Genomic DNA, 21,027 nt, shown 5'->3' on the forward strand with positions numbered 1-21,027 from the left:
AAACGCTATGTTTGGCAAAATGTTATTAGGGGTCTTAACCCGTCAAAAAAAGAAATTGTTTTTAATTGCTTTGACTGTTGCATTAGGTGTTTCGCTAGCAACAGCGATGTTAAATGTCATGTTTGATGTCGGCGATAAGGTCAATCAAGAACTCAAAGCCTATGGTGCGAATTTGAATATTGTGCCACGAGGAGCTTCATTAGTGAATGAAATGTACCAACTTGATGAAAACACTCAATCTCAGTCAGCACAGTTTATTGCTGAGGATCAATTAGTCAAAATTAAGATGATCTTTTGGGCATATAACATTGTTGATTTTACCCCCTATCTTAACGTATCAGTACAAGTTAACAATAAGCCTGTTAACATTGTCGGGACCTGGTTTAATAAACATTTAGCCATTCCAACTGGCGACGAAGTCGATACCGGTATGCTAGCCATGAAGTCTTGGTGGCAAATTGATGGGCTAAAGATGACTGATGATAACTTGCAAGGGGCAATGATTGGCGAAACGTTTGCTAAACAATTTAATCTTAATATTGGCGATAGTTTTGAGGTGTTATCACCCGTTACAAAGCAAACGATGCGCTTGACGGTTAATAATATTTTTCATAGTGGTGGCGTTGAAGATACGCAAGTCTTTGTTTCATTACCGGTCGCACAGCAACTAGCGAATAAAGTCGGACTGGTTGAACGAGTAGAAGTGAGTGCGCTTACAACCCCTGAGAATGAGTTGGCTAGACGGGCAGCACAAGACCCAAATAGTTTATCACGTAGTGAGTGGGATATTTGGTACTGTACTGCTTACATTAGTTCGATTGCCTATCAGCTTGAAGAGGTCATGCCTGATGTTCGCGTAAAAGCGATTATGCAGGTGGCTGAATCTGAAGGGGCGATTTTACAAAAAACACAGCTCTTGATGTTATTACTCACTGTTTTGGCGTTAATTTGTTCTGCCCTGGCAATTTCAAACTTAGTGACCGCCAATGTAATTGAGCGTAGTGCCGAAATCGGCTTATTGAAAGCTTTAGGTGCAACGAACAGCGCGGTTGCTCTGCTTGTGATTTGTGAAATTTTAATCATCGGTTTTATGGGTGGTTTTGTCGGCTATTTTATCGGGATTGGCTTTGCACAGATCATTGGGCATACCGTTTTTGCGGCGGCGGTAGAACCGAAAATGTTGATTATTCCGCTTGTGGTATTGATGGTCTTGTTTATTACGTTACTCGGTAGTTTACCAGCCCTGCGTATGATGATGTTTTTAAGACCAACTGATGTATTACATGGTCGTTAAGGATTTGACATTATGATGAATAAAAATAGACGTTTTATCATTAAATCTTTAATGAGTTCTTTAATTCGGCGGCGTTCACGGATTTTAGTTGCATTACTCGGCACGGCCATTGGTGCTACCGTATTATTAGGTATGGTTACCCTTTGCTATGATATACCTAGGCAGATGGGTAAAGAGTTTCGGTCATACGGTGCCAATGTAATTTTTATGCCGACCAACAATGAACCAACCATGGATTTAAACGATGTTGAAGCTGCGGCTAAACTGATTCCAACTGAAAAGTTAGTTGGGGTAACACCATTTCGTTATGCTGCAGTACGCAGTAACATGGTGCCCTACACCTTAGTGGGGACTAATTTTGAGCAAGTCCGTAAAACCAGTCCTTATTGGTTAGTCGATGGGCATTTTCCCGAACACGATAATGAAATTATGATTGGTACTGATGTCGCCAGTTTTAGTCATTTATCTATCGGAGACACCATTCCTATTGCGGGTAAGTCAAGACAAGACTACCGCTTTGATGAAGAGTTTAAAATCACTGGTATTGTTAAAACCGGTAAAACTGAAGATGGCTTTATCTTTATTCCTTTTAATACCCTTGAAACTTTGCTAGAAGAACAGAATCAAGTAGAAGTGGTTGAACTCAGTATCAGTGCGTCACAAGATGAACTCAAAGGCTACATTGATCAGATAAAACAGCAGGTGCCAACAATTGAACCGCATGTGATTAAATGGGTAACTCAGTCAGAAACTGCCGTGTTAGGGAAATTGGCTTCTTTACTATATTTAGTGACCTCCGTCGTACTTATTTTAACGATGATATGTGTGGCAACAACAATGATGACCGTTGTCATAGAACGTCGTAAAGAGATTGGATTGAAAAAAGCCTTAGGTGCTGAAAATAGCCGAATTGCCAAAGAATTTTTGGCCGAAAGTGTCATTTTAGGGTTTGTGGGTGGCGTTATTGGTTCAGTATGTGGCTTAGTGTTTGCGCAAATTATTAGTACACAAGTTTTTGGTCGCTCGATCATTATCGAGTTTTATTTGATCCCGTTAACGATTGTCATTTCAATCATTGTAACGGTCATTGCCTGTTTAATACCAGTTAAACGCGCTGTTGAAGTCCAACCTGCGCTGGTGTTACGCGGTGAATAAAAATGCTTTTGATATAAACCGTTCGACACAATCGATTTTGCCTTTAATGTGGTGATGCACTTTGCTAGCTAAAAGGTTTAATCGACCTAAGATACGCAAAAATTAAATAACTTGATGTATAGCACATCAAAACAGTAATGGGTATAAAAATGAATATACTTGAAGTGAATAATGTTTCTAAAATTTATGGTTCACTCCACGCGTTGTCTGATATCAATATGACAGTCGGTGAGGGGAAATGGGTCTCTATTATGGGGCCATCGGGAAGTGGAAAAACGACCTTAATGAATATTATTGGGTGTATGGATAAACCTTCACTGGGCTCAGTGATTCTTGATGGACAAGATATCACCCAATCTTCGCTATCCGAATTGACGGCCATACGACGTGATAAAATTGGCCTAATTTTCCAACAATTTCACTTAGTCTCTTATCTTACAGCCCTTGAAAATGTCATGGTTGCACAATATTATCACAGTATGGTTGATGAAAAAGAAGCGATGCAAGCCCTTGAACGTGTCGGGCTAGCTGCCAGAGCGAAACATTTGCCTCGTCAACTTTCCGGTGGTGAGCAACAGCGTGTTTGTATTGCCAGAGCGTTAATTAACTACCCAAGATTAATCCTTGCTGATGAACCAACAGGAAACCTTGATGAAGCTAATGAACAGCTAGTCATGGATCTGTTACATCAACTGCATCAAGAAGGCAGTACAATTATTGTCGTTACCCATTCCCCAGAAGTGGCACGTCATGCTGAAAGTACGGTGGTCCTTGAGCATGGCAAAGTAGCGCGTATTGTTAATAATAAAGGTTAGAAAATGAATAGAGTTATCATCTCACTTGTATTTATTGTATTGGGTTTGCTTGTTATTCTTGTGCCAACTTATCTTTTACCCGTTTGCGCGCCAATGGAAGTGATTTCACCGGTGGTGAATGTCCAAACACCTGCTCATGTGACGGTAAAATACATGAAATGTCACTGGACTGGACAGGCTGAAATGGGTATTGGTGCTGTGATTATGGCATTAGGATTATTGATGTTGTTGTCGCGTTCGGCAAGTGTTCGGTTAGGTTTAAGCTTATCGATTATCTGTGTTGCTTTGTTAGCTGCTGCAATTCCAACGGTATTAATTGGGGTTTGTCCTGGTGAAATGATGCCATGTCATATGGGAACATTGCCGGCACTGCTTTTACTCAGCGGTTTATTAGTCGCTATCGCTTTAATCAATGTCCTATATTTAAGCCGATCACATCGTCAATAATTCATTTAACAATTATCACACATAAGATGGAATAAGATATGCAAAATAAGGTGCAATGTAAGCCCATAACCATGAATAATTTGGCATGGCGTAATTTAACCCGTAAGCCATTTAGAACGAGTTGTTTAATTATTATTACATTGCTCTTTGCTGCGACATTGTTTGGTGGCAGTGTACTGACTAAAAACTTAAGTAATGGTATCTCCGGCATGGCAGATCGTTTAGGTGCTGATATTTTGATTGTACCTTATGGCTATGAAAAAAATATGGAAGTTGCACTATTACGCGGTGAACCTAGTAGTTTCTATTTAAAATCAGACGTTGCCCAGAAGATAAAATCAATTAAAGGCATAACATCTGTTTCTTCGCAGCTGTTTATTGCCTCGTTAAATGCCGGATGCTGTTCTTCCAAGGTTCAGTTAATTGGATTTGAACAAGATACTGATTTTGTTATTTCGCCCTGGATGAGTACTCAGTTAAGCCGTCCATTACACGATAACGAAGTGGTGGTTGGATCTAAAATAACCGCTAATGTCGGTGATGAAGTGATCTTTTTTAATCAACCTTTTATTATTGCCGCAAAAATGGACAGTACCGGAATGGGATTTGATACTTCTGTTTTTATGACGATGCAAGCTGCGCATAGTTTGATGAAAAAAGCGGAATTAATTACCGGCGATGTTGATCATATTGCTGATTATGCCTCATCCGTATTTATACGTGTTGACCCTGATTACCAACCAAAAGAGGTTGTCAACCAAATCATGCAAAAATACGCTGTTGATTACAATCTCGATTTCATTATGACGAAAGGCATGATCACTAATATTTACAAATGGTTAAATAGCTTTTCGATGATCGTATTTGGCTTATCAACCCTATTTTGGTTATTGGCAGTGGTCGTTATTTTTATTGTGTATTCCTCCACCATTAATGAACGTAAACGAGAAGTGAGTATTTTAAGAATACTTGGTGCATCACGGGCATCATTAGTCAAAATGCTTCTGGCGGAATCTTTGATAGTCAGCAGTATTGGTGGACTGATTGGTATTGGATTTGCTGCAATTGTGCTGTTTGCTTTCCGATTATTGATCTGCCAATCACTTGGTTTGCCTTGTGCTAATTTAGCGTTGAGTGATTCAATTATTTATGCCTTGATGGTATTTATATTAACGTTATTAATTGGCCCCCTAGCCAGTATATATTCGGTATTATCGATCACCAGAACCGATAGCTATAATTCGTTTAGAGAGGGTGAATGATGTTACTTACTATCAAAAATATCCGTAAAGATTACACAAGAGGTAAAGTATTTTCAGCAGTTGATAATGTTTCCCTCTCGTTAGATGCCGGCGATTTTGCTTGTATTATGGGCAAATCAGGGAGTGGTAAAACAACACTATTGAACATTATTGCGGGGATTGTTACACCCACCAATGGCCGTGTTATACTCGACAATACTGATATTTATTCACTTGATGATAAACACGCTGCTTTATTTCGTAACCAAAACATTGGCTATGTGCCACAAGGTGGAAGTTTGTTGGCGAATTTGAACGCGATTGATAATATTTGTTTACCGTTTTATCTTTATCCACAATTAAATCAGCAGCGTCTTGGTCATCAGCAATGTATGGATAGGGCTTTAGCGTTACTTGAACAAGCGGGTATCAGTTACTTGAAAAGCATGTTTCCAGCACAAATGTCCGGTGGTGAAATGCGTCGCGTTGCTATCATTCGTTCACTAATTTGTTCACCTCAACTTGTGTTAGCCGATGAACCAACCAATGATCTTGATGAAGACAGTTCACAAGATATTATGCAGCTATTTCAACGGATCAATCAGCAAGGCACCACGTTATTGATAGTGAGTCACGATAGTGATGTGGCATGTTATGCTAAGCAACAATTTAAAATGGCCGCAGGTAAGTTTGTGTAATATCTTTGCCATCATAGTTTCAGCTTAACCGATTATTTGTAAATCATTTTTAATAAATAAAAGTAATGAAATCGTTAATATATTTATATTTAATTATTTTACCAAATAAAGGCAATTGGTTAAGTTGAATTTCACTAGGAAATATCGCATACTGCACGGTAAATTTATTTTAATCCAATTATTATATTAAGAAGAAGAGGTTATTTATGTTTACAGGTAGTCTTGTTGCGTTAGTTACTCCGATGGACGTCAAAGGAAATGTAGACCGAGTAAGCCTAAAAAAACTCGTAGAATATCATATCGCTAGTGGTACATCAGCCATTGTTTCGGTTGGTACGACGGGGGAATCAGCCACATTAGATCATCACGAACATATCGAAGTCATTAAGCAAACAGTTGATTATGCTGATGGTCGTATTACGATTGTTGCAGGTACAGGCGCGAATGCAACCGCTGAGGCGATTTCGTTAACGAAACAAGTTGAAAGCTTAGGTGTTGCTGGCTGTCTAACGGTGACGCCTTATTACAATAAACCAACGCAAGAAGGTCTTTATCAGCATTTTAAAGCGATTGCTGAAAATACATCATTACCGCAAATTTTATATAATGTTCCTGGACGAACAGGGTGTGATCTAAAACCAGAAACCGTGGCCCGACTATCAAAAATTAATAACATTGTTGCGTTAAAAGATGCGACAGGTGATTTAACACGGGTATATAAAACACGTAAATTAGTGGGTGACAATTTTAAACTATTAAGTGGTGATGACGGTACGTTTTTTGAATTTATGCTATTAGGTGGTGATGGAACGATCTCCGTAACAGCCAATATTGCTGCTCGTGAACTCGCACGGGTATGTCAATTAATCAAAGATAAACGTATTGCTGAGGCACGTGAAATTAATGATTCATTAGAGCTTTTACACGCTAAGTTATTTATTGAACCCAATCCAATTCCAATTAAATGGGCTTGTGAACGCATTGGATTGATTCAAAACGCAACAATGCGCTTACCAATGACGCCGTTAACGAATTCTGCTATCCCTGAAATAGAAAAAGCGTTAAAATTAGCAAAATTGTTGTAGAATAGGTTTTTGCCAACATTACGTAGAAAGAAGATATTATGTTTAAACAAACTTTAGTTATCGCTTCACTTTTATCATTACTGGTTGCAGGCTGTAGTACTGATCAGCGTTATAAACGTGAAGTGGAAGGCAATGAAAATTATTTACAATCATCGGAATTAAAGCCGCTGATTGTTCCTAATGGTGTCAGAGTTCCCACTGAATCAGCTGATTATCACGTATTTAAAGCAGCAAGAGAAGGTGAAGTCGGTAAAAATTTAGATATTCGACCACCCGTATTACCATTACCAACAATTGCTGACAGTTATGCTACTTATGAAAATGGTATGATTAAACTTGATTCTCCTGAGTATTCAGGTTTCTGGTCGCAAATTCCTGCCATTTTAAGTGCTAATAATATTGCGACTGAACGTAGTGATAAATCAGCAATTAAAACAGGTGTCAGATTAGTGAACCGTTCGGATGAAGAACAACCGGTTGAAGCGACCTATTTATTACAACGTCGAGTGGCCAGTGGTCGTGAATATATTACGATTGAACTCACGTCATTAAAGCGAATGGGGCAGGATATATCCGGCACAACGGAAAGCCAATATTATACGGCTGAATTTTTTAACCTGCTGATGAACCAAGTCTCATCTTCAAGCAGCCAAGTAAATAATTAGAAAATAGGGAGCAGTAATGCTCCTTAATCATTTTTGTCGTTAGGTTATTTATTTCTTTAAAATAAATGATGGGCGACAAGTGCTTTATGTTAGATAAGTAGCTTTGCTACTTTACACGTTTTGTTTGCTGCATAAAACGTGTATTTTCAGTATTAATAATTGTTTGTTGTTTTACATATTATGATTTTATTGATTAATTAATGGGCCTAAAAATGAAAAAAGTTGCTGAGCTATATCGTGGAAAAGCAAAAACTGTCTACACAACTGATAAACCTGATTTATTAGTGCTTGAATTTAGAAATGATACGTCTGCATTTGATGGGCAGCGTATTGAACAACTTGATCGTAAAGGTATGGTGAATAATAAATTTAACTATTTTATTATGACCAAATTACATGAAGCGGGTATTCCGACTCAAGTAGAGCAGCTATTATCAGATAATGAAGTATTGGTTAAAAAGCTTGATATGATCCCCGTTGAATGTGTGGTACGTAATCGTGCAGCAGGTTCTTTAGTTAGGCGTCTTGGCGTTGAAGAAGGGTTTATTTTAAATCCACCAACGTTTGAGCTATTTTTAAAAAATGATGCATTGCATGATCCCATGGTTAATGAATACCACTGTCAAGCATTTGGTTGGGCAACACCAGAACAACTCAATCAGATGAAAGCGCTTAGCTTTAAAATTAATACGATCCTAACGGATATTTTCGATAAAGCTGGCTTAATTCTTGTTGATTACAAGTTAGAGTTTGGCGTTTTTAACGGCGAAATTGTGTTAGGCGATGAGTTCTCACCTGATGGATGCCGTTTATGGGAAAAAGAAACCTTGAAAAAGATGGATAAAGATCGTTTTCGTCAAGGCTTAGGTGGCGTGATTGAAGCCTATGAAGAAGTGGCTCATCGAATTGGGGTTGTGCTGTAATTTTCTTTATATTGCTTTATTTTAACGTATTGGCTCATTTTATTGTTTACAGTAAAATGAGTTTTTTTTCGTAAACTCGCGGGTCATAGTGCCCAGTTTAAAACTCCATCTATCGGTAGATTGTTGGGATTGATACTTTGGAGGTGATAAATATGATGGCTCAATTTGATATTACATTTTTTATTCTGTTAGGACTTGCTGCGCTGTGTTATATCACACATAACAACACCGTGACATGTGCTGTATTGTTATTACTCTTGTTTAAGTTAACGCCACTGGCAACCTATTTTCCTTTCCTTAATCAATATGGATTAACCATTGGCATTGTGATTTTAACCGCAGCAATGATGGTGCCACTTGCGGATGGCAGACTCAGTTTTAATGATATTGTAAAGTCATTTACTACTTGGCAATCACTACTTGCGATTGTCGTTGGCATCGCGGTGTCATGGTTAGGTACTCGTGGTGTCTCACTGATTGGTGCCAATCCGACGATTATCAATGGATTAATTATTGGCACATTGATTGGTGTTGCTTTTTTTCGTGGTATACCGGTTGGGCCACTTATTGCCGCGGGGATACTGTCGTTAGTGATTGGTAAAGGTTAATATTTGTTCATGGTTAATGGATTTCGTCGATTAGTCATTGTGCAAGGTGAGGACAGTGCCGTTCTCAATCAATTCCATTATATTACCTCATGGGTTGAAGGGGATTGGATAACGGTTACGGATGACGCGCTATTTACAGCTCAGTCTAAAATTCCTTACCGACCAAATCAAGCCAAATTATTGTTAGGCCGTGAATTTAAACATGCCATTTTTGATGCTAGAAAGGGCTTTAATTTAGATGCATTAGCCATATTAAGTGGTTGCCTTATTGCTCAAAGTGTACTTCTATTGTGGCTACCATTGCAGCTTGAAAACTGGCATGATGATGATAGTTTGCGCTGGAATGAAGGGGAGATTGCATTAGCCGTCCCTAATTTTATCACGCATTTGATGACAGTGATTGAGCATCACTCTCAAATTAATGAGCAATATATCAAATGTTACACCCTGACTCAAAATCAGGCTGATAACCACCTAGCAACATTATTACAGTTAACGTCATTAACATCGCCGATCGCACCGTATTTTGATTATCGTCAGCAACACGTTTTGTTAAATGATTTGATGACACTCAATGCAAAAATGATCTTGGTGACCGCTAAACGCGGGCGAGGTAAATCGGCCCTAGCGGGGATGTTTGCTCACCATCATGCTTGCATTGTGACGGCACCAAATAAGAATGCGGTGAATACGTTGATGGCATTTGCACCATCAGATACCAATTTTTTTGCGCCTGATGAATTAATCACCTTATTAAAGACGCAGCATGTTAATGCCAATAAATGGTTAATTATTGATGAAGCCGCCATGATACCACTGCCGCTTATCAAAAAATTAATTGATCATTTTGATCATGTTTTACTCACCACGACAGTTGATGGTTATGAAGGCACAGGGCAAGGATTATTGCTTAAACTTGTTGAACATTATCAGCAACACGATGACGTCGTTCAATGTCAATTGACGGCACCGATTCGTTGGCTTGATGATGATCCATTAGAAGGCTTTATTGATCAGTTATTAGTGGCAAATTGGTCGCAACCTAAATGGCAAGATAACCACACATTAGCCATCAAAAAACTTACACAATCAGCATTAGTTGAGACTGATGGCAAATTATCTCAATATTTTGGTCTTTTAAAAGCCGCTCATTATCGAACAACGGTTGTTGATCTACGCCGATTGCTTGATGCACAAAATATCACACTATATAGTGGCGAATTGGATAATAACCTGACCGTAAGCGTCTTGGTTGCTGTTAAAGAAGGGGGACTTACCCCAACATTAGTCGATCAGATTTTAAAAGGGTACCGGCGTCCTAAAGGTAATTTGGTTGCCCAATCTCTTGTCGCGCATGCAGGGGAACCGTTAGCCGGTGAATTAAATTCAATAAGAATTAATCGAATTGCGGTGTACCATACTGTACGTCAACACGGGATCGCAAGCGCGTTAATTCAATCATTGTTGGCTGATGCTCGACGTGCTAGTCAGGATTTTGTGTCGGTCAGTTTTGCATATACGACTGGACTTTATCAATTTTGGATTAAAAATGGTTTTAGGGTGGTTCAAGTGGGGAGCCATCAGGATGCGAGTTCGGGGAGTTACGCCATCATGGCTATCTATCCGCTAACGGCCAAGGGACACCAGTTATGTGATAAACTGTCTAAAAAGTTATCTCGCAATTGGTATTGGCTCAACACGTTAATTGATATCGATTTACCGATTTCTATTGAGCACGACCAAATGCTTAATGATGATGATAAACTTGAATTACAGCTTTTTGCTACCACATCTTATGCATACTCAGCTAGCATGGCGGGATTATGCCGGTTGATACATTGGATCAAAGGATATCATCCCGCATGCATTGTGATGTTGCCATTATTAACGCATTTAGTGGAAAATCAATTTAATGAATACCAGACAATTAAGGCCTATGAATTATCGGGCAAAAAAGCATTATTAGTATTATTACGTAAAGAAGTGCATCAATTTATGATCACACAAGGGTTATTTAATGAATAAAAAAACAAGTTTTCAGTATTTTTTGCAAGGTTGGTCATTGATTCAGTTACCCGGCATTCGACGCTACGTTGTTATGCCTATGTTGGCAAATATTATCATTATGTCATTGCTTTTTTATTGGTTTTTTTCGATGATTTCATCTGTTGTTGATTTAGGATTAGACTATATGCCAACATGGATGCATTGGCTACGTTATCTAGCAACACTGATCATCGTCGTGACATTTGCCATCTTCTTTTGTTATTTTTTTAGTACCATCACCAATATTATTGCGGCACCGTTTAATGGTCTATTAGCAGAACAGGTTGAGGCTCAATTGACAGGGCAGCCTGCACCAGATGCATCAGTATGGAGCTTAGTGAAAGATATTCCTCGTATTATGTCACGCGAGCTGAAAAAGTTACTTTATTATATTGTATGGTGTATTCCATTACTTTTAACCTCATTTATTCCGGTATTTGGTCAGTTTGTTACACCTGTACTATGGTTTATTTTTACTGCATGGATGATCAATATTCAATATGCAGACTATGCTTTTGATAACCATAAAGTGAGCTTTTATCAAATGCGTCAGTTATTACAACAAGACAAGATTGATAATACGTGTTTTGGTATTTTAGTCAGTTTTTTCACCATGATTCCGATTTTAAATTTAATCATTATGCCTGTGGCTGTATGTGGATCAACCGCAATCTGGGTTGATCGTTACCGAGATCAGATTTATAACACATCAAAAGAGGTGGATTTTTTTCGCTACCGTTAATGATTTGTCAGCTAAACTGTGAAGATAAAAAAACTCGCCATAAGGCGAGTTTTTTAATGGTTAATTGTGTATTAGATATCTTGTAATACTTTCTCGACGCTAGCTTTCGCATCACCAAACAACATATAGCTGTTTTCTTTGAAGAATAGTGGGTTTTGTACACCCGCATAACCCGTATTCATCGAACGTTTAGAGATGATAACGGTTTTAGCTTTCCACACTTCAAGAACTGGCATACCCGCAATTGGGCTGTTTGGATCTTCTTCTGCCGCTGGGTTGACGGTATCATTTGCACCAATCACCCACACAACGTCTGTTTCTGGGAAGTCTTCGTTGATTTCGTCCATTTCTAACACGATATCATAAGGAACTTTCGCTTCAGCTAGTAAGACGTTCATATGACCCGGTAAACGGCCTGCGACAGGGTGAATACCAAAACGGACTTCAATACCCATATTACGCAGTTTTTCAGTGATGTTACTCACCGCACCTTGTGCTTGAGCAACCGCCATACCATAACCTGGTACGATAATAACTGAACGCGCTTCTTTCAATACTTGGGCGACATCAACCGGTTGCATTTCACGATACTCACCCATATCTTCATCACTGCTACTTGCTGCAGATGCATCATTACCAAATCCACCCGCGATAACACTGATAAATGAACGGTTCATTGCTTTACACATGATGTAAGATAAGATTGCACCTGAAGAACCCACTAATGCACCTGTCACAATAAGTAAATCATTGCTTAACATGAAACCTGCTGCGGCAGCTGCCCACCCAGAGTATGAGTTAAGCATTGAAATCACAACTGGCATGTCAGCCCCACCAATTGAAGCAACCAGATGCACACCAAATGCGAAAGCAATCAATGTCATGATCAATAAACACATGAATGCAACAAAGCCTGCTTCAAGATGCACGAAACCAATCATAAGAATGATTGAAACAATGATTGCAGCAAGATTTAAATAGTGCTTGTTTGGTAACATTAAAGCTTTAGAGCTAATACGGCCATTTAATTTACCAAATGCAACGACAGAACCTGAGAATGTTACGGCACCGATAAAGACACCAATAAAGATCTCAACTAAATGTACTGTCAATTCACCGCCGGTAAATAGGGCGATATGCGGATCTAAATAGCTATTGAAACCAACGAGTACCGCAGCCATACCAACAAAGCTGTGTAGCAATGCAACAAGTTCTGGCATTTGAGTCATTTCAACTTTTTTCGCTAAATAAAGACCAATTGCCGCACCTAAGATCATGGCAATCACAATCCAATGGAAGCCACCAGTAATACTTGAAACGGTTGCAATTAAAGCAATAACCATCCCAATAATACCGTAAATATTTCCTGACTTAGCCGTTTCTTGTTTAGATAAGCCCTGTAAACTAAAAATAAACAGTAACGCTGCAATAACGTAAGCGGCCTGAATAATTCCCTGACTCAGCATGTTTATTCTCCTTTCCCTTTTTTGCCTTTACTATCGTTACCACCGCGTTGGAACATCTTAAGCATACGATGTGTAACAAAGAATCCACCAAAAATATTGATGCTAGCAATTAAAATTGCGATAAAGGCAATAGCAGTGATTAAACCGTTATCTTCGCCTACTTGTAAAATTGCTCCGACTAAAATAATACCAGAGATGGCATTGGTTACCGACATCAGCGGTGTATGTAATGAATGACTGACATTCCAAACTACGTAGTAGCCGACCACACAGGATAATGCAAAGACCGTAAAATGCGATAAGAAGCTATCTGGAACGACCGATGCAAGCCAGAAGAATGCGACCAGAATTGCCGCCAAAATCCCATACTTTTTAGTTGGTGACATCGGTGTTGGTTCAGGTTTAGCAATCGGTTTTGCTGCTGGTTTTTGGGGTTGTGCTGATACTTTAATCGGTGGTGCTGGCCACGTAATTTCTTGATCTTTAACAACGGTCACACCACGAATAACGACGTCTTCAAAATTAACGTCAATTTCGCCATCTTTTTCTTTAGCCAATAATTTTAGCAAATTAACAATATTGGTACCATAAAGCTGTGAGGCTTGTGCAGGCATACGATTTGCTAAATCGGTGTAACCGATGATTTTGACTTTATTGTCTGTTTCATAAACTTCGCCTGGGCGGGTTAATTCACAGTTACCACCTGTTATTGCCGCTAAGTCAACAATAACACTACCTGGTTTCATTGATTCAACCATCTCTTTTGAGATAAGTTTTGGCGCAGGTTTACCGGGGATTAATGCGGTGGTGATAATGATATCCACTTCTTTGGCTTGTGCTGCAAATAATGCCATTTCAGCTTCAATAAATGCTGCTGACATTTGTTTCGCATAACCATCTCCAGAACCCGCTTCTTCTTCAAAATCAAGCTCGAGGAATTCGGCACCCATACTATGAATTTGCTCAGCCACTTCAGGACGGGTATCAAACGCACGTACAATTGCACCCATACTCACGGCCGCACCAATCGCAGCAAGACCTGCAACACCAGCACCAATGACCATGATTTTAGCAGGTGGCACTTTACCTGCTGCCGTTACTTGACCGGTAAAGAATCGACCAAATTGATTTGCCGCTTCAATCACAGAACGGTAACCCGAAATATTAGACATTGAACTCAATGCATCAAGGGATTGAGCTCTTGAAATACGAGGTACGCAATCCATCGCCATCACTGTCACATTTTTAGCAGCTAGTTTTTCTAGCAATGCTTGGTGTTGTGCTGGATAGATATAGCTAATTAATGTTGCCCCCGATTTGATCAGACCCACTTCTTCATCAGTTGGCGCATGTAATTTCAAAATTAAATCATTTTGCCAGATGTCGTGTGTGTTTTGTATTGATGCGCCAGCATCAATAAATGATTGGTCTGAAAAGTTTGCAATTTGACCTGCACCTTCTTCTACCGAAACCGTAAAGCCGAGTTTAAGCAATTGCCCCACAGTTTGTGGAGTCGCTGCTAACCTGCCTTCGTTCGGTAACCGCTCTTTTGGGATACCTATATGCATTGTTATAAGTCCTTATGTTTTAGCAATCACAACCGTTGTTGCTGCTATATTTGTTGTGTAAAAAAATTGTCAGTTAAATTTATCATGTAACATCATTAAAATCTATTTATCTATCGATATAATATCTTAAAAATCAGATAACTTGATTAATTAACCGCCAGTTATAAAAAACAATTATTCAGTCGATTCTGCCATAAATTTTTCTGCATCATTTACCATGTTAAGCATGCCGACAAAAAAGGGCGTTCGTTGATGTAATTTTTGTGGTTCAAGATCAAGGATTCGCTTAAAGCCATTACTGGCTTTTCCTCCCGCTTGCTCCGCTAATAACGCAATCGGATTGGCTTCATACAGTAAACGTAATTTACCATTTGGGTATTGTGCCGTACTTGGATAGATGTAAATGCCACCTTTAAGCAAATTACGGTGAAAATCAGAAACAAGTGAACCAATATAGCGAGATGTATAGGGCCGTAATGTCGCTTTATCCTCTTCTTGGCAATATTTTATGTATTTTTTTACCCCAGTTGGGAATTTAGAGTAGTAGCCTTCGTTAATCGAGTACATATTGCCTGTTGCGGGAAACTGGACATTTTCATGGGATAAGCAAAATACACCAATTGATGGATCGTAAGTAAATGCATTGACACCGCAGCCAGTGGTATAAACGAGCATGGTTGATGAACCATAAATGATATAACCTGCTGCCACTTGTTTATTACCGGGTTGTAAAAAATCATCTTCAGTAATTGGCGTTCCAATCGGGGTGATGCGATGATAAATAGAAAAAATGGTCCCGACAGAAACATTCACATCAATATTTGATGATCCATCTAATGGATCCATTAACACCACATATTTACCTTGAGTAGCCTTATTTTTACCAAAAATGACTAAATTATCTTCTTCTTCGGAGGCGATACCTGCAACCACACCTCGAGCTTCAAGTGCAGCTTTTAATGCTTCATTCGCAAATGCATCAAGTTTCATTTGCTTTTCGCCTTGAATATTTGATTGGCCACTTTCACCTAAGATATCAATAAGTCCCGCTTTATTAATATCGCGATTAATAATTTTAGCGCCAAGTTTGATTGCTGAAAGTAATGCGGTTAGTTCGCCGGTTGCATGAGGAAACTCGTGCTGCTTTTCAATTATAAATTCACCTAACGTTTTCATATAAACGATCCTATTGAATTTTAATTTAAGTTTGAATATGGGGGTGGAGAATGATAAATATACGTGAGTTACCCATAGAAATCGACTATAATTAACGATGATTTAAATAGTTTTTTTAGTAAAAAAAGTCTATTGAGGTGTAAATGAAAAATTTTGAACTAGAGCAAATTATTAATAATTACTTACAAACGCCTTTATATAAGGATTTTGCACCCAATGGTCTGCAAGTTGAGGGTAAAAGAGAGATCCATAAAATTGTCACCGGTGTCACTGCGTGTCAACTTCTGCTTGATGAAGCTGTGAGGCTAAATGCTGATGCGATATTAGTGCATCATGGTTATTTTTGGAAAAATGAGCCAGTGACCATTACAGGGATTAAATCTAAACGGATTAAAACGTTACTTGCTCATGATATTAATTTGTATGGCTATCATTTACCGTTAGATGGACATGATTCACTGGGCAATAATACTTTGCTCGGTGCAAAGCTTGGAATCACTGTTGACTCCAGAAAAGATATTACTGATTTGTTATTTAAAGGCTCATTTATTGAACCGATAACGGCATTAACCCTAAAAGCGCGTTTAGAAACAGGACTTAATCATCCAGTCTTGTTCTGCGGTGATAACGCACCAACGGTGATTAAACGTGTTGCTTGGTGCAGTGGTGGGGGACAAGATTATATCGAGTTGGCGGCTCAGCATGGTTTTGATGCTTTTATTACAGGGGAAGTGTCCGAACGTACAATCCATATTGCTCGTGAGTATGGCATTAATTTTTATGCAGCAGGGCACCATGCTACAGAACGTTTTGGTATTGAAGCTTTAGGTCAATGGCTAACTAAACATTATGATCTTGATGTTAGGTTTGTGGATATTGATAATCCGGCATAAGCTGATTTTTACACTATAATCATACCTTATGACAATAATTTAACGAAAACTGGGCTAATTGCCCAGTTGATCATGGCGTGATTATTTATTTAGTGGCAACGAACAAATGACAATGAGGTTTTGTCTTTCTTTACTATCGACAGAGGTAGCTTCCCAGCGTTTTGGAAGATTATTTGTATTTTGTAATGCGCCTGCACCAAAATAATTTTCATAGGTTTCAATTAAACCTTTCGCATGCTCTTTTTTATCACAGTTTACGAATTCATGAATAACCATTGAACGGTATGGAACGCTAACGCCATCTTTGTCTTGCATCAAAGCAGGACCATAGTTGATAACACGCGTGTAGGTTCTAATTAACGCATTATACGGATGGATTTTGACGGATGTTTTATCAACAAACGTATAGCTCACCGTTGCACCCATGTTGGAGTGTTCGATCGGCAGATACTGGGTGGGTACTCGGCTATCTGTTAAACTGGTATTGGTTTCATTGGGTTCGTTACTATTTGCAAAGCTGTAACAACTGCTTACGACTAAGATGAGACCGTAGAAATAGTTTAAGCATTGAGGTTTTTTCATCTTAAATCTCCTTGTCCGCGGTCTGATTATAATCAGTAGGTGGCGGATTCGCGCTTGCATCGTCATCATGTTTTTGATTTTGTAGCTGTTCTTTAATCGCGTTAATTTTTTGTTGACGGACGGCATCAATGTGTTCATCGATGTAACGCATATCAGGATGAATAGAATAAAGAATATCTTTATTCACATCCCCTTGGATTGAACAAACCAAATGAACCTGATGCTCATTAATCGGCTCTAAATAAAGGGATTTTTCGACAGTAAAGGCTCGAGGAATGACGCCATCAATGGCGTACGGATTGTTTTGCCATCCACTATTTTTGACTTGACGATCAAATAATTTAGGGCTGGCCACATAACTTGATGAGTTATACTGTTGCCATGGTAACTGGTTCAATGATGCTTTAACATTGTCCACCGACCCATCTATAACCATTCCCCAATAATAATATTGTCCTAAAAATGGTGTTTCAATATAAATATTTTGATAGCCTGTGATTGTCAAACCTCGGTATTCAATAGGCTGCTCAAAAAAAGTGATATTCCGGTCATTTTGCGTCACATCTTCAACGGGAATATACGCAATATCGTCTTTTACAACTAAATCAGTTATCCCGTTAAAATCACTTTGATTGCTTTTGAGTTGATAAAAGAAACTATTGTCACAGTTAGTAAATGCATCGATAACACTTTGTACATTACTATTACTGTCGGCTAATGCGGCGTGTGAGGTCAGTACCGCACAAACCAGCAAAGAGCATTTTTTAATCATGAACTGTCCTTACGTAAACATGTTAAGATTCGAGTTTTGACCTTATTTTTAATGAATCACAATCAAGATTGAAATAGAAAAACAGATGATTTTTAACCATTAATCAATAGAGACTCGGTTTAATAGCAAAACAATACTGTAAGGTAATGTAAATGTCAATTTTGTGAATGTAAATTAGATAATATTGTTAAGTTAAGACAGCCTTTAATAAATTTATGATATTGATTTAATTGGAAATGAAAAGTAAAAGATGACCTTTATCGAATTCGATACGAATTTCATCTTCAATGGCTTCATTGCGTAAACTGATTAAACCATCAAGTTGTAAATTTACATTACTTAACGGATACTTAAAACCGCTAATCGTTACATTATAAACTTTACAAAAGGGCATCAGCGATATGGTTTTACCTTTTACTTGAGGAATGGTTGATTGATTTTTGGCAAAAAAGAAGCGGCAATAGTGATCAAAAAAGTTCAGTTCAAATTTGAGGTAATAGCGCATTGCAACGGACAGATTACCTAAAAAATGGTCACTTGCATGGCCTGATGCGCCATAAATGTCAAAGTGTTTGATGCCTTTATCGGCTAAAAAAAGTAATGCTTTTTCAAAATCATTTTTATTTTGATCGGGAGTATGGACCACATCAATAGTCCGAGTGATTGGGGTTGAATGCAGACTATCAAGATCACCAATAATAAAATCTGGCACAATATCTGTATCAATCAAATAATTATGATAAGCACCATCTGTGCAGGCAATGTAGTGATATTGACTCAGTTCAGATGGAAAATGTGTGGGTGGTTCGCCATTTACAAAAAGGAGTGCTTTAGCCATGGTGTTTCCTGTGGTTCTTTTATTTACAACGATAATGTATAAGCCATAATAATCGCATCTTCACGCCCCTGTATCGTTGGATAATAGTTAGCGCGGACGGTTATTTGGTTAAAGCCCAAATGTTCATATAACCGAATTGCCGTATGATTAGAGGCCCTGACTTCAAGCCACAGAGTGTGTACTTTTTTTTGCTCAAGTTCCTTCAATAACTGATTGAGTAGTGCGGTTGCTAAGCCTTGTTTTTGCATATCAGGGTGAATAGCAATATTAAATAATGTCGCTTCATCTAGCACCACATGGCAAATCAAAAAACCAACAAGTTGCTGATTAACAGAAATCTTTTTATTAATATAGCGCTCACCTTGATTTGACAGTAACGTGTTTTTACTCCACGGAAAAGGGTGGCACAATGTTTCAATGTGATAGACTTGTTCTAAGTCTGCGTCATTAAGCGTTGAAATGGTTTTCATATTGGCAAAGGTTGTGCCACAACTGGCGTTTTAAATTTGGTGATAAGGCTAATTGAGTTAATGAAACCGTCGTAATTATTGCTTTACTTTCTAATAATGGAGAGGTTTGCCAAGGATCTGGTAACGGTTGATCAATAAACCAAATCACATGATTGACTTGCTCAATTGGCATGATTAATTGAGACGGCGATAAAATTAAACAATCCTGCTCAGTAAGATGTATTGCTTTTAAAATATCATAAAAAATTTTATCAGTGGGGACTAATTGGGACACAACAATCAGGCGAACATTATCCGCAATATTCATTGCTGATTCCCCCTTCATCACAGAGGGGTTGCGTAGCACATATTGTGTAATACCGAGCTGATTAAGATACCAATCTTGCTTATTCATAGGGTTTTATTAGTGATTCACAAAAGTTAATTGTATAATCTAACCAATTTTTTATAAAGATTTTTATTTGAGGTTAATCCTATGTCGGCATTTACACCATCGAGCCAAATTTTACAACGTCATGAATCATTGTTTAGCGGGAAAAATCTGTTAGTAGCAGGTGATTTTCATGATGACTACATGCTACAACTTGATACTGCAATGACAAAAGTGCACTGTACCTTGTTTCATATTTACTCGCATTTAAATGATCGTCGTCAAAACGCGGTTATTGAATTTGGACTTTTACCGAGTGAAAGCTGTTACAATAATACGGATACGCTTATCTATTACTGGCCTAAAAATAAATCGGAAGCGCAATTCCAATTAGCCTGTTTATTGAACCATTTGGCTAAAGGAACAGATGTGTTTATTGTCGGTGAAAATCGCAGTGGTGTTAAAAGTGCCGAAACCCTGTTAAGCGATTTTGGTTCGATTCAAAAAATTGACAGTGCAAGACGTTGCAGTCTATACCACTTTCAAGCCGAGAGTCGAATCGCATTTAATTTGGAAGAATGGTGGCTACAGTATGATTTACACTTTGAACAGTTTAACCTTACTGTGTGTAGTTTACCTGGTGTATTTAGCCAAAAAACATTAGATGTTGGTAGTGACTTACTTTTAAATACGTTACTTGAGCAGACTCAGCTAATAAAAGGGCGAGTATTGGATATGGGATGTGGTAGTGGTGTTTTGTCTGCCTTTTCAGCAAAAATAAATCCCACTGTTGAACTGGTGAGTGCTGATGTAAGTGCGGCTGCGATAGCGGCTACTCAACGTACCCTACAAGCGAATCATATAAGCGGTGAGGTTTTTGCTAGTGATGTGTTTTCAGCAATCAGCGGTAAATTTGATTTTATTGTATCTAATCCGCCTTTTCATGATGGTAAAGAGACCAACTACAATGCAGCAGAAACCTTGATTAAGCAAAGTAAAACCTTTTTAAATGCCAATGGTAAATTGTGTATTGTTGCAAATTCTTTTTTACCTTACCACCAACTGCTTGATGATAATTTTAAACGCGTTGACGTAATAGCCAAAACACCTAAATTTAAGGTTTACTTGGCTTGTTAATGACTTAATGACGATTTGAATAAAAATTAACCTAGT

General features: G+C 38.4%; 22 protein-coding genes. 14 read left to right on the top strand and 8 right to left on the bottom strand.

Annotated features, from left to right (window positions below; genetic code table 11):
- Positions 1-7: 7 nt before the first annotated feature.
- The 12 genes from ABEA36_RS02590 (at position 8) to cysZ (ending at position 11,719) form a co-directional block, all read left to right on the top strand.
- Positions 8-1,294: an ABC transporter permease gene (locus ABEA36_RS02590; RefSeq protein WP_345488493.1), complete on the top strand. Its 1,287-nt coding sequence runs from the start codon at positions 8-10 to the stop codon at positions 1,292-1,294.
- A gap of 12 nt (positions 1,295-1,306) precedes the next feature.
- Positions 1,307-2,449: an ABC transporter permease gene (locus ABEA36_RS02595; RefSeq protein WP_345488495.1), complete on the top strand. Its 1,143-nt coding sequence runs from the start codon at positions 1,307-1,309 to the stop codon at positions 2,447-2,449.
- 149 nt (positions 2,450-2,598) lie between these two features.
- A complete protein-coding gene (locus tag ABEA36_RS02600; RefSeq protein WP_345488497.1) occupies positions 2,599-3,264 on the top strand; it encodes an ABC transporter ATP-binding protein in 666 nt (221 codons plus the stop codon).
- Between the two features lie 3 nt (positions 3,265-3,267).
- A complete protein-coding gene (locus tag ABEA36_RS02605) occupies positions 3,268-3,711 on the top strand; it encodes a DUF4418 family protein (protein ID WP_345488499.1) in 444 nt (147 codons plus the stop codon).
- Positions 3,712-3,749: 38 nt separating this feature from the next.
- Complete coding sequence (locus ABEA36_RS02610; protein ID WP_345488501.1) at positions 3,750-4,973, top strand: ABC transporter permease; 1,224 nt, start codon at positions 3,750-3,752, stop codon at positions 4,971-4,973.
- Entirely contained in the window at positions 4,973-5,650 is a 678-nt protein-coding gene (locus ABEA36_RS02615) for an ABC transporter ATP-binding protein (protein ID WP_345488503.1), read from the top strand. The genes ABEA36_RS02610 and ABEA36_RS02615 overlap by 1 nt, the downstream gene beginning before the upstream one ends.
- Positions 5,651-5,856: 206 nt before the next feature.
- The gene (gene dapA, locus ABEA36_RS02620; protein WP_345488505.1) at positions 5,857-6,735 is read left to right on the top strand and encodes a 4-hydroxy-tetrahydrodipicolinate synthase; all 879 of its coding nucleotides are present in this window, start codon (positions 5,857-5,859) and stop codon (positions 6,733-6,735) included.
- A gap of 38 nt (positions 6,736-6,773) precedes the next feature.
- A complete protein-coding gene (gene bamC / locus ABEA36_RS02625; RefSeq protein ID WP_345488507.1) occupies positions 6,774-7,400 on the top strand; it encodes an NlpB/DapX family lipoprotein in 627 nt (208 codons plus the stop codon).
- Positions 7,401-7,612: 212 nt separating this feature from the next.
- On the top strand, positions 7,613-8,323 hold the full coding sequence (purC, locus tag ABEA36_RS02630) for a phosphoribosylaminoimidazolesuccinocarboxamide synthase (protein WP_345488509.1): 711 nt from the start codon (positions 7,613-7,615) through the stop codon (positions 8,321-8,323).
- A 155-nt stretch (positions 8,324-8,478) separates the two neighbouring features.
- A complete protein-coding gene (locus ABEA36_RS02635; protein WP_345490832.1) occupies positions 8,479-8,931 on the top strand; it encodes a DUF441 domain-containing protein in 453 nt (150 codons plus the stop codon).
- Between the two features lie 9 nt (positions 8,932-8,940).
- Positions 8,941-10,956, top strand: a complete 2,016-nt coding sequence (locus ABEA36_RS02640; RefSeq protein ID WP_345488511.1) for a tRNA(Met) cytidine acetyltransferase TmcA domain-containing protein — start codon at positions 8,941-8,943, stop codon at positions 10,954-10,956.
- Positions 10,949-11,719 (top strand): sulfate transporter CysZ, encoded by a 771-nt coding sequence (gene cysZ / locus ABEA36_RS02645; RefSeq protein ID WP_345488513.1) that lies wholly within the window; start codon positions 10,949-10,951, stop codon positions 11,717-11,719. Before ABEA36_RS02640 ends, cysZ begins: the two co-directional genes overlap by 8 nt.
- Positions 11,720-11,790: 71 nt before the next feature.
- On the opposite strand, the gene pntB is transcribed toward cysZ, so the two are convergent.
- From pntB to fbp, 3 genes are all read right to left on the bottom strand, one after another.
- Complete coding sequence (gene pntB / locus ABEA36_RS02650; protein ID WP_345490834.1) at positions 11,791-13,182, bottom strand: Re/Si-specific NAD(P)(+) transhydrogenase subunit beta; 1,392 nt, start codon at positions 13,180-13,182, stop codon at positions 11,791-11,793.
- A gap of 5 nt (positions 13,183-13,187) precedes the next feature.
- A complete protein-coding gene (gene pntA / locus ABEA36_RS02655) occupies positions 13,188-14,753 on the bottom strand; it encodes a Re/Si-specific NAD(P)(+) transhydrogenase subunit alpha (RefSeq protein ID WP_345488515.1) in 1,566 nt (521 codons plus the stop codon).
- 174 nt (positions 14,754-14,927) lie between these two features.
- On the bottom strand, positions 14,928-15,929 hold the full coding sequence (fbp, locus tag ABEA36_RS02660) for a class 1 fructose-bisphosphatase (RefSeq protein ID WP_345488517.1): 1,002 nt from the start codon (positions 15,927-15,929) through the stop codon (positions 14,928-14,930).
- Between the two features lie 143 nt (positions 15,930-16,072).
- Here fbp and ABEA36_RS02665 point away from each other — a divergent pair, with 143 nt between their 5' ends.
- Positions 16,073-16,822: a Nif3-like dinuclear metal center hexameric protein gene (locus ABEA36_RS02665; RefSeq protein WP_345488519.1), complete on the top strand. Its 750-nt coding sequence runs from the start codon at positions 16,073-16,075 to the stop codon at positions 16,820-16,822.
- Between the two features lie 81 nt (positions 16,823-16,903).
- On the opposite strand, the gene ABEA36_RS02670 is transcribed toward ABEA36_RS02665, so the two are convergent.
- The 5 genes from ABEA36_RS02670 to ABEA36_RS02690 form a co-directional block, all read right to left on the bottom strand.
- Complete coding sequence (locus tag ABEA36_RS02670; RefSeq protein WP_345488521.1) at positions 16,904-17,404, bottom strand: surface-adhesin E family protein; 501 nt, start codon at positions 17,402-17,404, stop codon at positions 16,904-16,906.
- Between the two features lies 1 nt (position 17,405).
- The gene (locus ABEA36_RS02675) at positions 17,406-18,176 is read right to left on the bottom strand and encodes a hypothetical protein (RefSeq protein WP_345488523.1); all 771 of its coding nucleotides are present in this window, start codon (positions 18,174-18,176) and stop codon (positions 17,406-17,408) included.
- A 226-nt stretch (positions 18,177-18,402) separates the two neighbouring features.
- Positions 18,403-19,014: a thiamine diphosphokinase gene (locus ABEA36_RS02680; protein WP_345488525.1), complete on the bottom strand. Its 612-nt coding sequence runs from the start codon at positions 19,012-19,014 to the stop codon at positions 18,403-18,405.
- A gap of 23 nt (positions 19,015-19,037) precedes the next feature.
- Positions 19,038-19,484, bottom strand: coding sequence for a ribosomal protein S18-alanine N-acetyltransferase (gene rimI / locus ABEA36_RS02685; protein WP_345488528.1), 447 nt, complete (start codon positions 19,482-19,484; stop codon positions 19,038-19,040).
- On the bottom strand, positions 19,462-19,878 hold the full coding sequence (locus tag ABEA36_RS02690) for a DNA polymerase III subunit psi (RefSeq protein ID WP_345488530.1): 417 nt from the start codon (positions 19,876-19,878) through the stop codon (positions 19,462-19,464). The genes rimI and ABEA36_RS02690 overlap by 23 nt, the downstream gene beginning before the upstream one ends.
- Positions 19,879-19,959: 81 nt before the next feature.
- On the opposite strand from ABEA36_RS02690, the gene rsmC reads away from it, so the two are divergent.
- Positions 19,960-20,991, top strand: a complete 1,032-nt coding sequence (gene rsmC, locus ABEA36_RS02695) for a 16S rRNA (guanine(1207)-N(2))-methyltransferase RsmC (RefSeq protein WP_345488532.1) — start codon at positions 19,960-19,962, stop codon at positions 20,989-20,991.
- Positions 20,992-21,027 lie beyond the last annotated feature (36 nt).

The organism is Orbus sasakiae (assembly GCF_039542345.1).
Taxonomy (GTDB): Bacteria; Pseudomonadota; Gammaproteobacteria; order Enterobacterales; family Orbaceae; genus Orbus; species Orbus sasakiae.

Excerpts from the sequence above, each read along its gene's own strand:
- ABEA36_RS02615 (WP_345488503.1), top strand. The coding sequence starts at position 4,973 with ATGTTACTTACTATCAAAAATATCCGTAAAGATTACACAAGAGGTAAA.
- ABEA36_RS02680 (WP_345488525.1), bottom strand. The coding sequence starts at position 19,014 with ATGGCTAAAGCACTCCTTTTTGTAAATGGCGAACCACCCACACATTTT.
- ABEA36_RS02670 (WP_345488521.1), bottom strand. The coding sequence starts at position 17,404 with ATGAAAAAACCTCAATGCTTAAACTATTTCTACGGTCTCATCTTAGTC.
- ABEA36_RS02675 (WP_345488523.1), bottom strand. The coding sequence starts at position 18,176 with ATGATTAAAAAATGCTCTTTGCTGGTTTGTGCGGTACTGACCTCACAC.
- cysZ (WP_345488513.1), top strand. The coding sequence starts at position 10,949 with ATGAATAAAAAAACAAGTTTTCAGTATTTTTTGCAAGGTTGGTCATTG.
- rimI (WP_345488528.1), bottom strand. The coding sequence starts at position 19,484 with ATGAAAACCATTTCAACGCTTAATGACGCAGACTTAGAACAAGTCTAT.
- ABEA36_RS02595 (WP_345488495.1), top strand. The coding sequence starts at position 1,307 with ATGATGAATAAAAATAGACGTTTTATCATTAAATCTTTAATGAGTTCT.
- ABEA36_RS02640 (WP_345488511.1), top strand. The coding sequence starts at position 8,941 with ATGGTTAATGGATTTCGTCGATTAGTCATTGTGCAAGGTGAGGACAGT.
- purC (WP_345488509.1), top strand. The coding sequence starts at position 7,613 with ATGAAAAAAGTTGCTGAGCTATATCGTGGAAAAGCAAAAACTGTCTAC.
- ABEA36_RS02605 (WP_345488499.1), top strand. The coding sequence starts at position 3,268 with ATGAATAGAGTTATCATCTCACTTGTATTTATTGTATTGGGTTTGCTT.
- ABEA36_RS02610 (WP_345488501.1), top strand. The coding sequence starts at position 3,750 with ATGCAAAATAAGGTGCAATGTAAGCCCATAACCATGAATAATTTGGCA.
- ABEA36_RS02600 (WP_345488497.1), top strand. The coding sequence starts at position 2,599 with ATGAATATACTTGAAGTGAATAATGTTTCTAAAATTTATGGTTCACTC.
- fbp (WP_345488517.1), bottom strand. The coding sequence starts at position 15,929 with ATGAAAACGTTAGGTGAATTTATAATTGAAAAGCAGCACGAGTTTCCT.
- ABEA36_RS02635 (WP_345490832.1), top strand. The coding sequence starts at position 8,479 with ATGGCTCAATTTGATATTACATTTTTTATTCTGTTAGGACTTGCTGCG.
- dapA (WP_345488505.1), top strand. The coding sequence starts at position 5,857 with ATGTTTACAGGTAGTCTTGTTGCGTTAGTTACTCCGATGGACGTCAAA.
- rsmC (WP_345488532.1), top strand. The coding sequence starts at position 19,960 with ATGTCGGCATTTACACCATCGAGCCAAATTTTACAACGTCATGAATCA.
- pntA (WP_345488515.1), bottom strand. The coding sequence starts at position 14,753 with ATGCATATAGGTATCCCAAAAGAGCGGTTACCGAACGAAGGCAGGTTA.
- bamC (WP_345488507.1), top strand. The coding sequence starts at position 6,774 with ATGTTTAAACAAACTTTAGTTATCGCTTCACTTTTATCATTACTGGTT.
- ABEA36_RS02665 (WP_345488519.1), top strand. The coding sequence starts at position 16,073 with ATGAAAAATTTTGAACTAGAGCAAATTATTAATAATTACTTACAAACG.
- ABEA36_RS02690 (WP_345488530.1), bottom strand. The coding sequence starts at position 19,878 with ATGAATAAGCAAGATTGGTATCTTAATCAGCTCGGTATTACACAATAT.
- ABEA36_RS02590 (WP_345488493.1), top strand. The coding sequence starts at position 8 with ATGTTTGGCAAAATGTTATTAGGGGTCTTAACCCGTCAAAAAAAGAAA.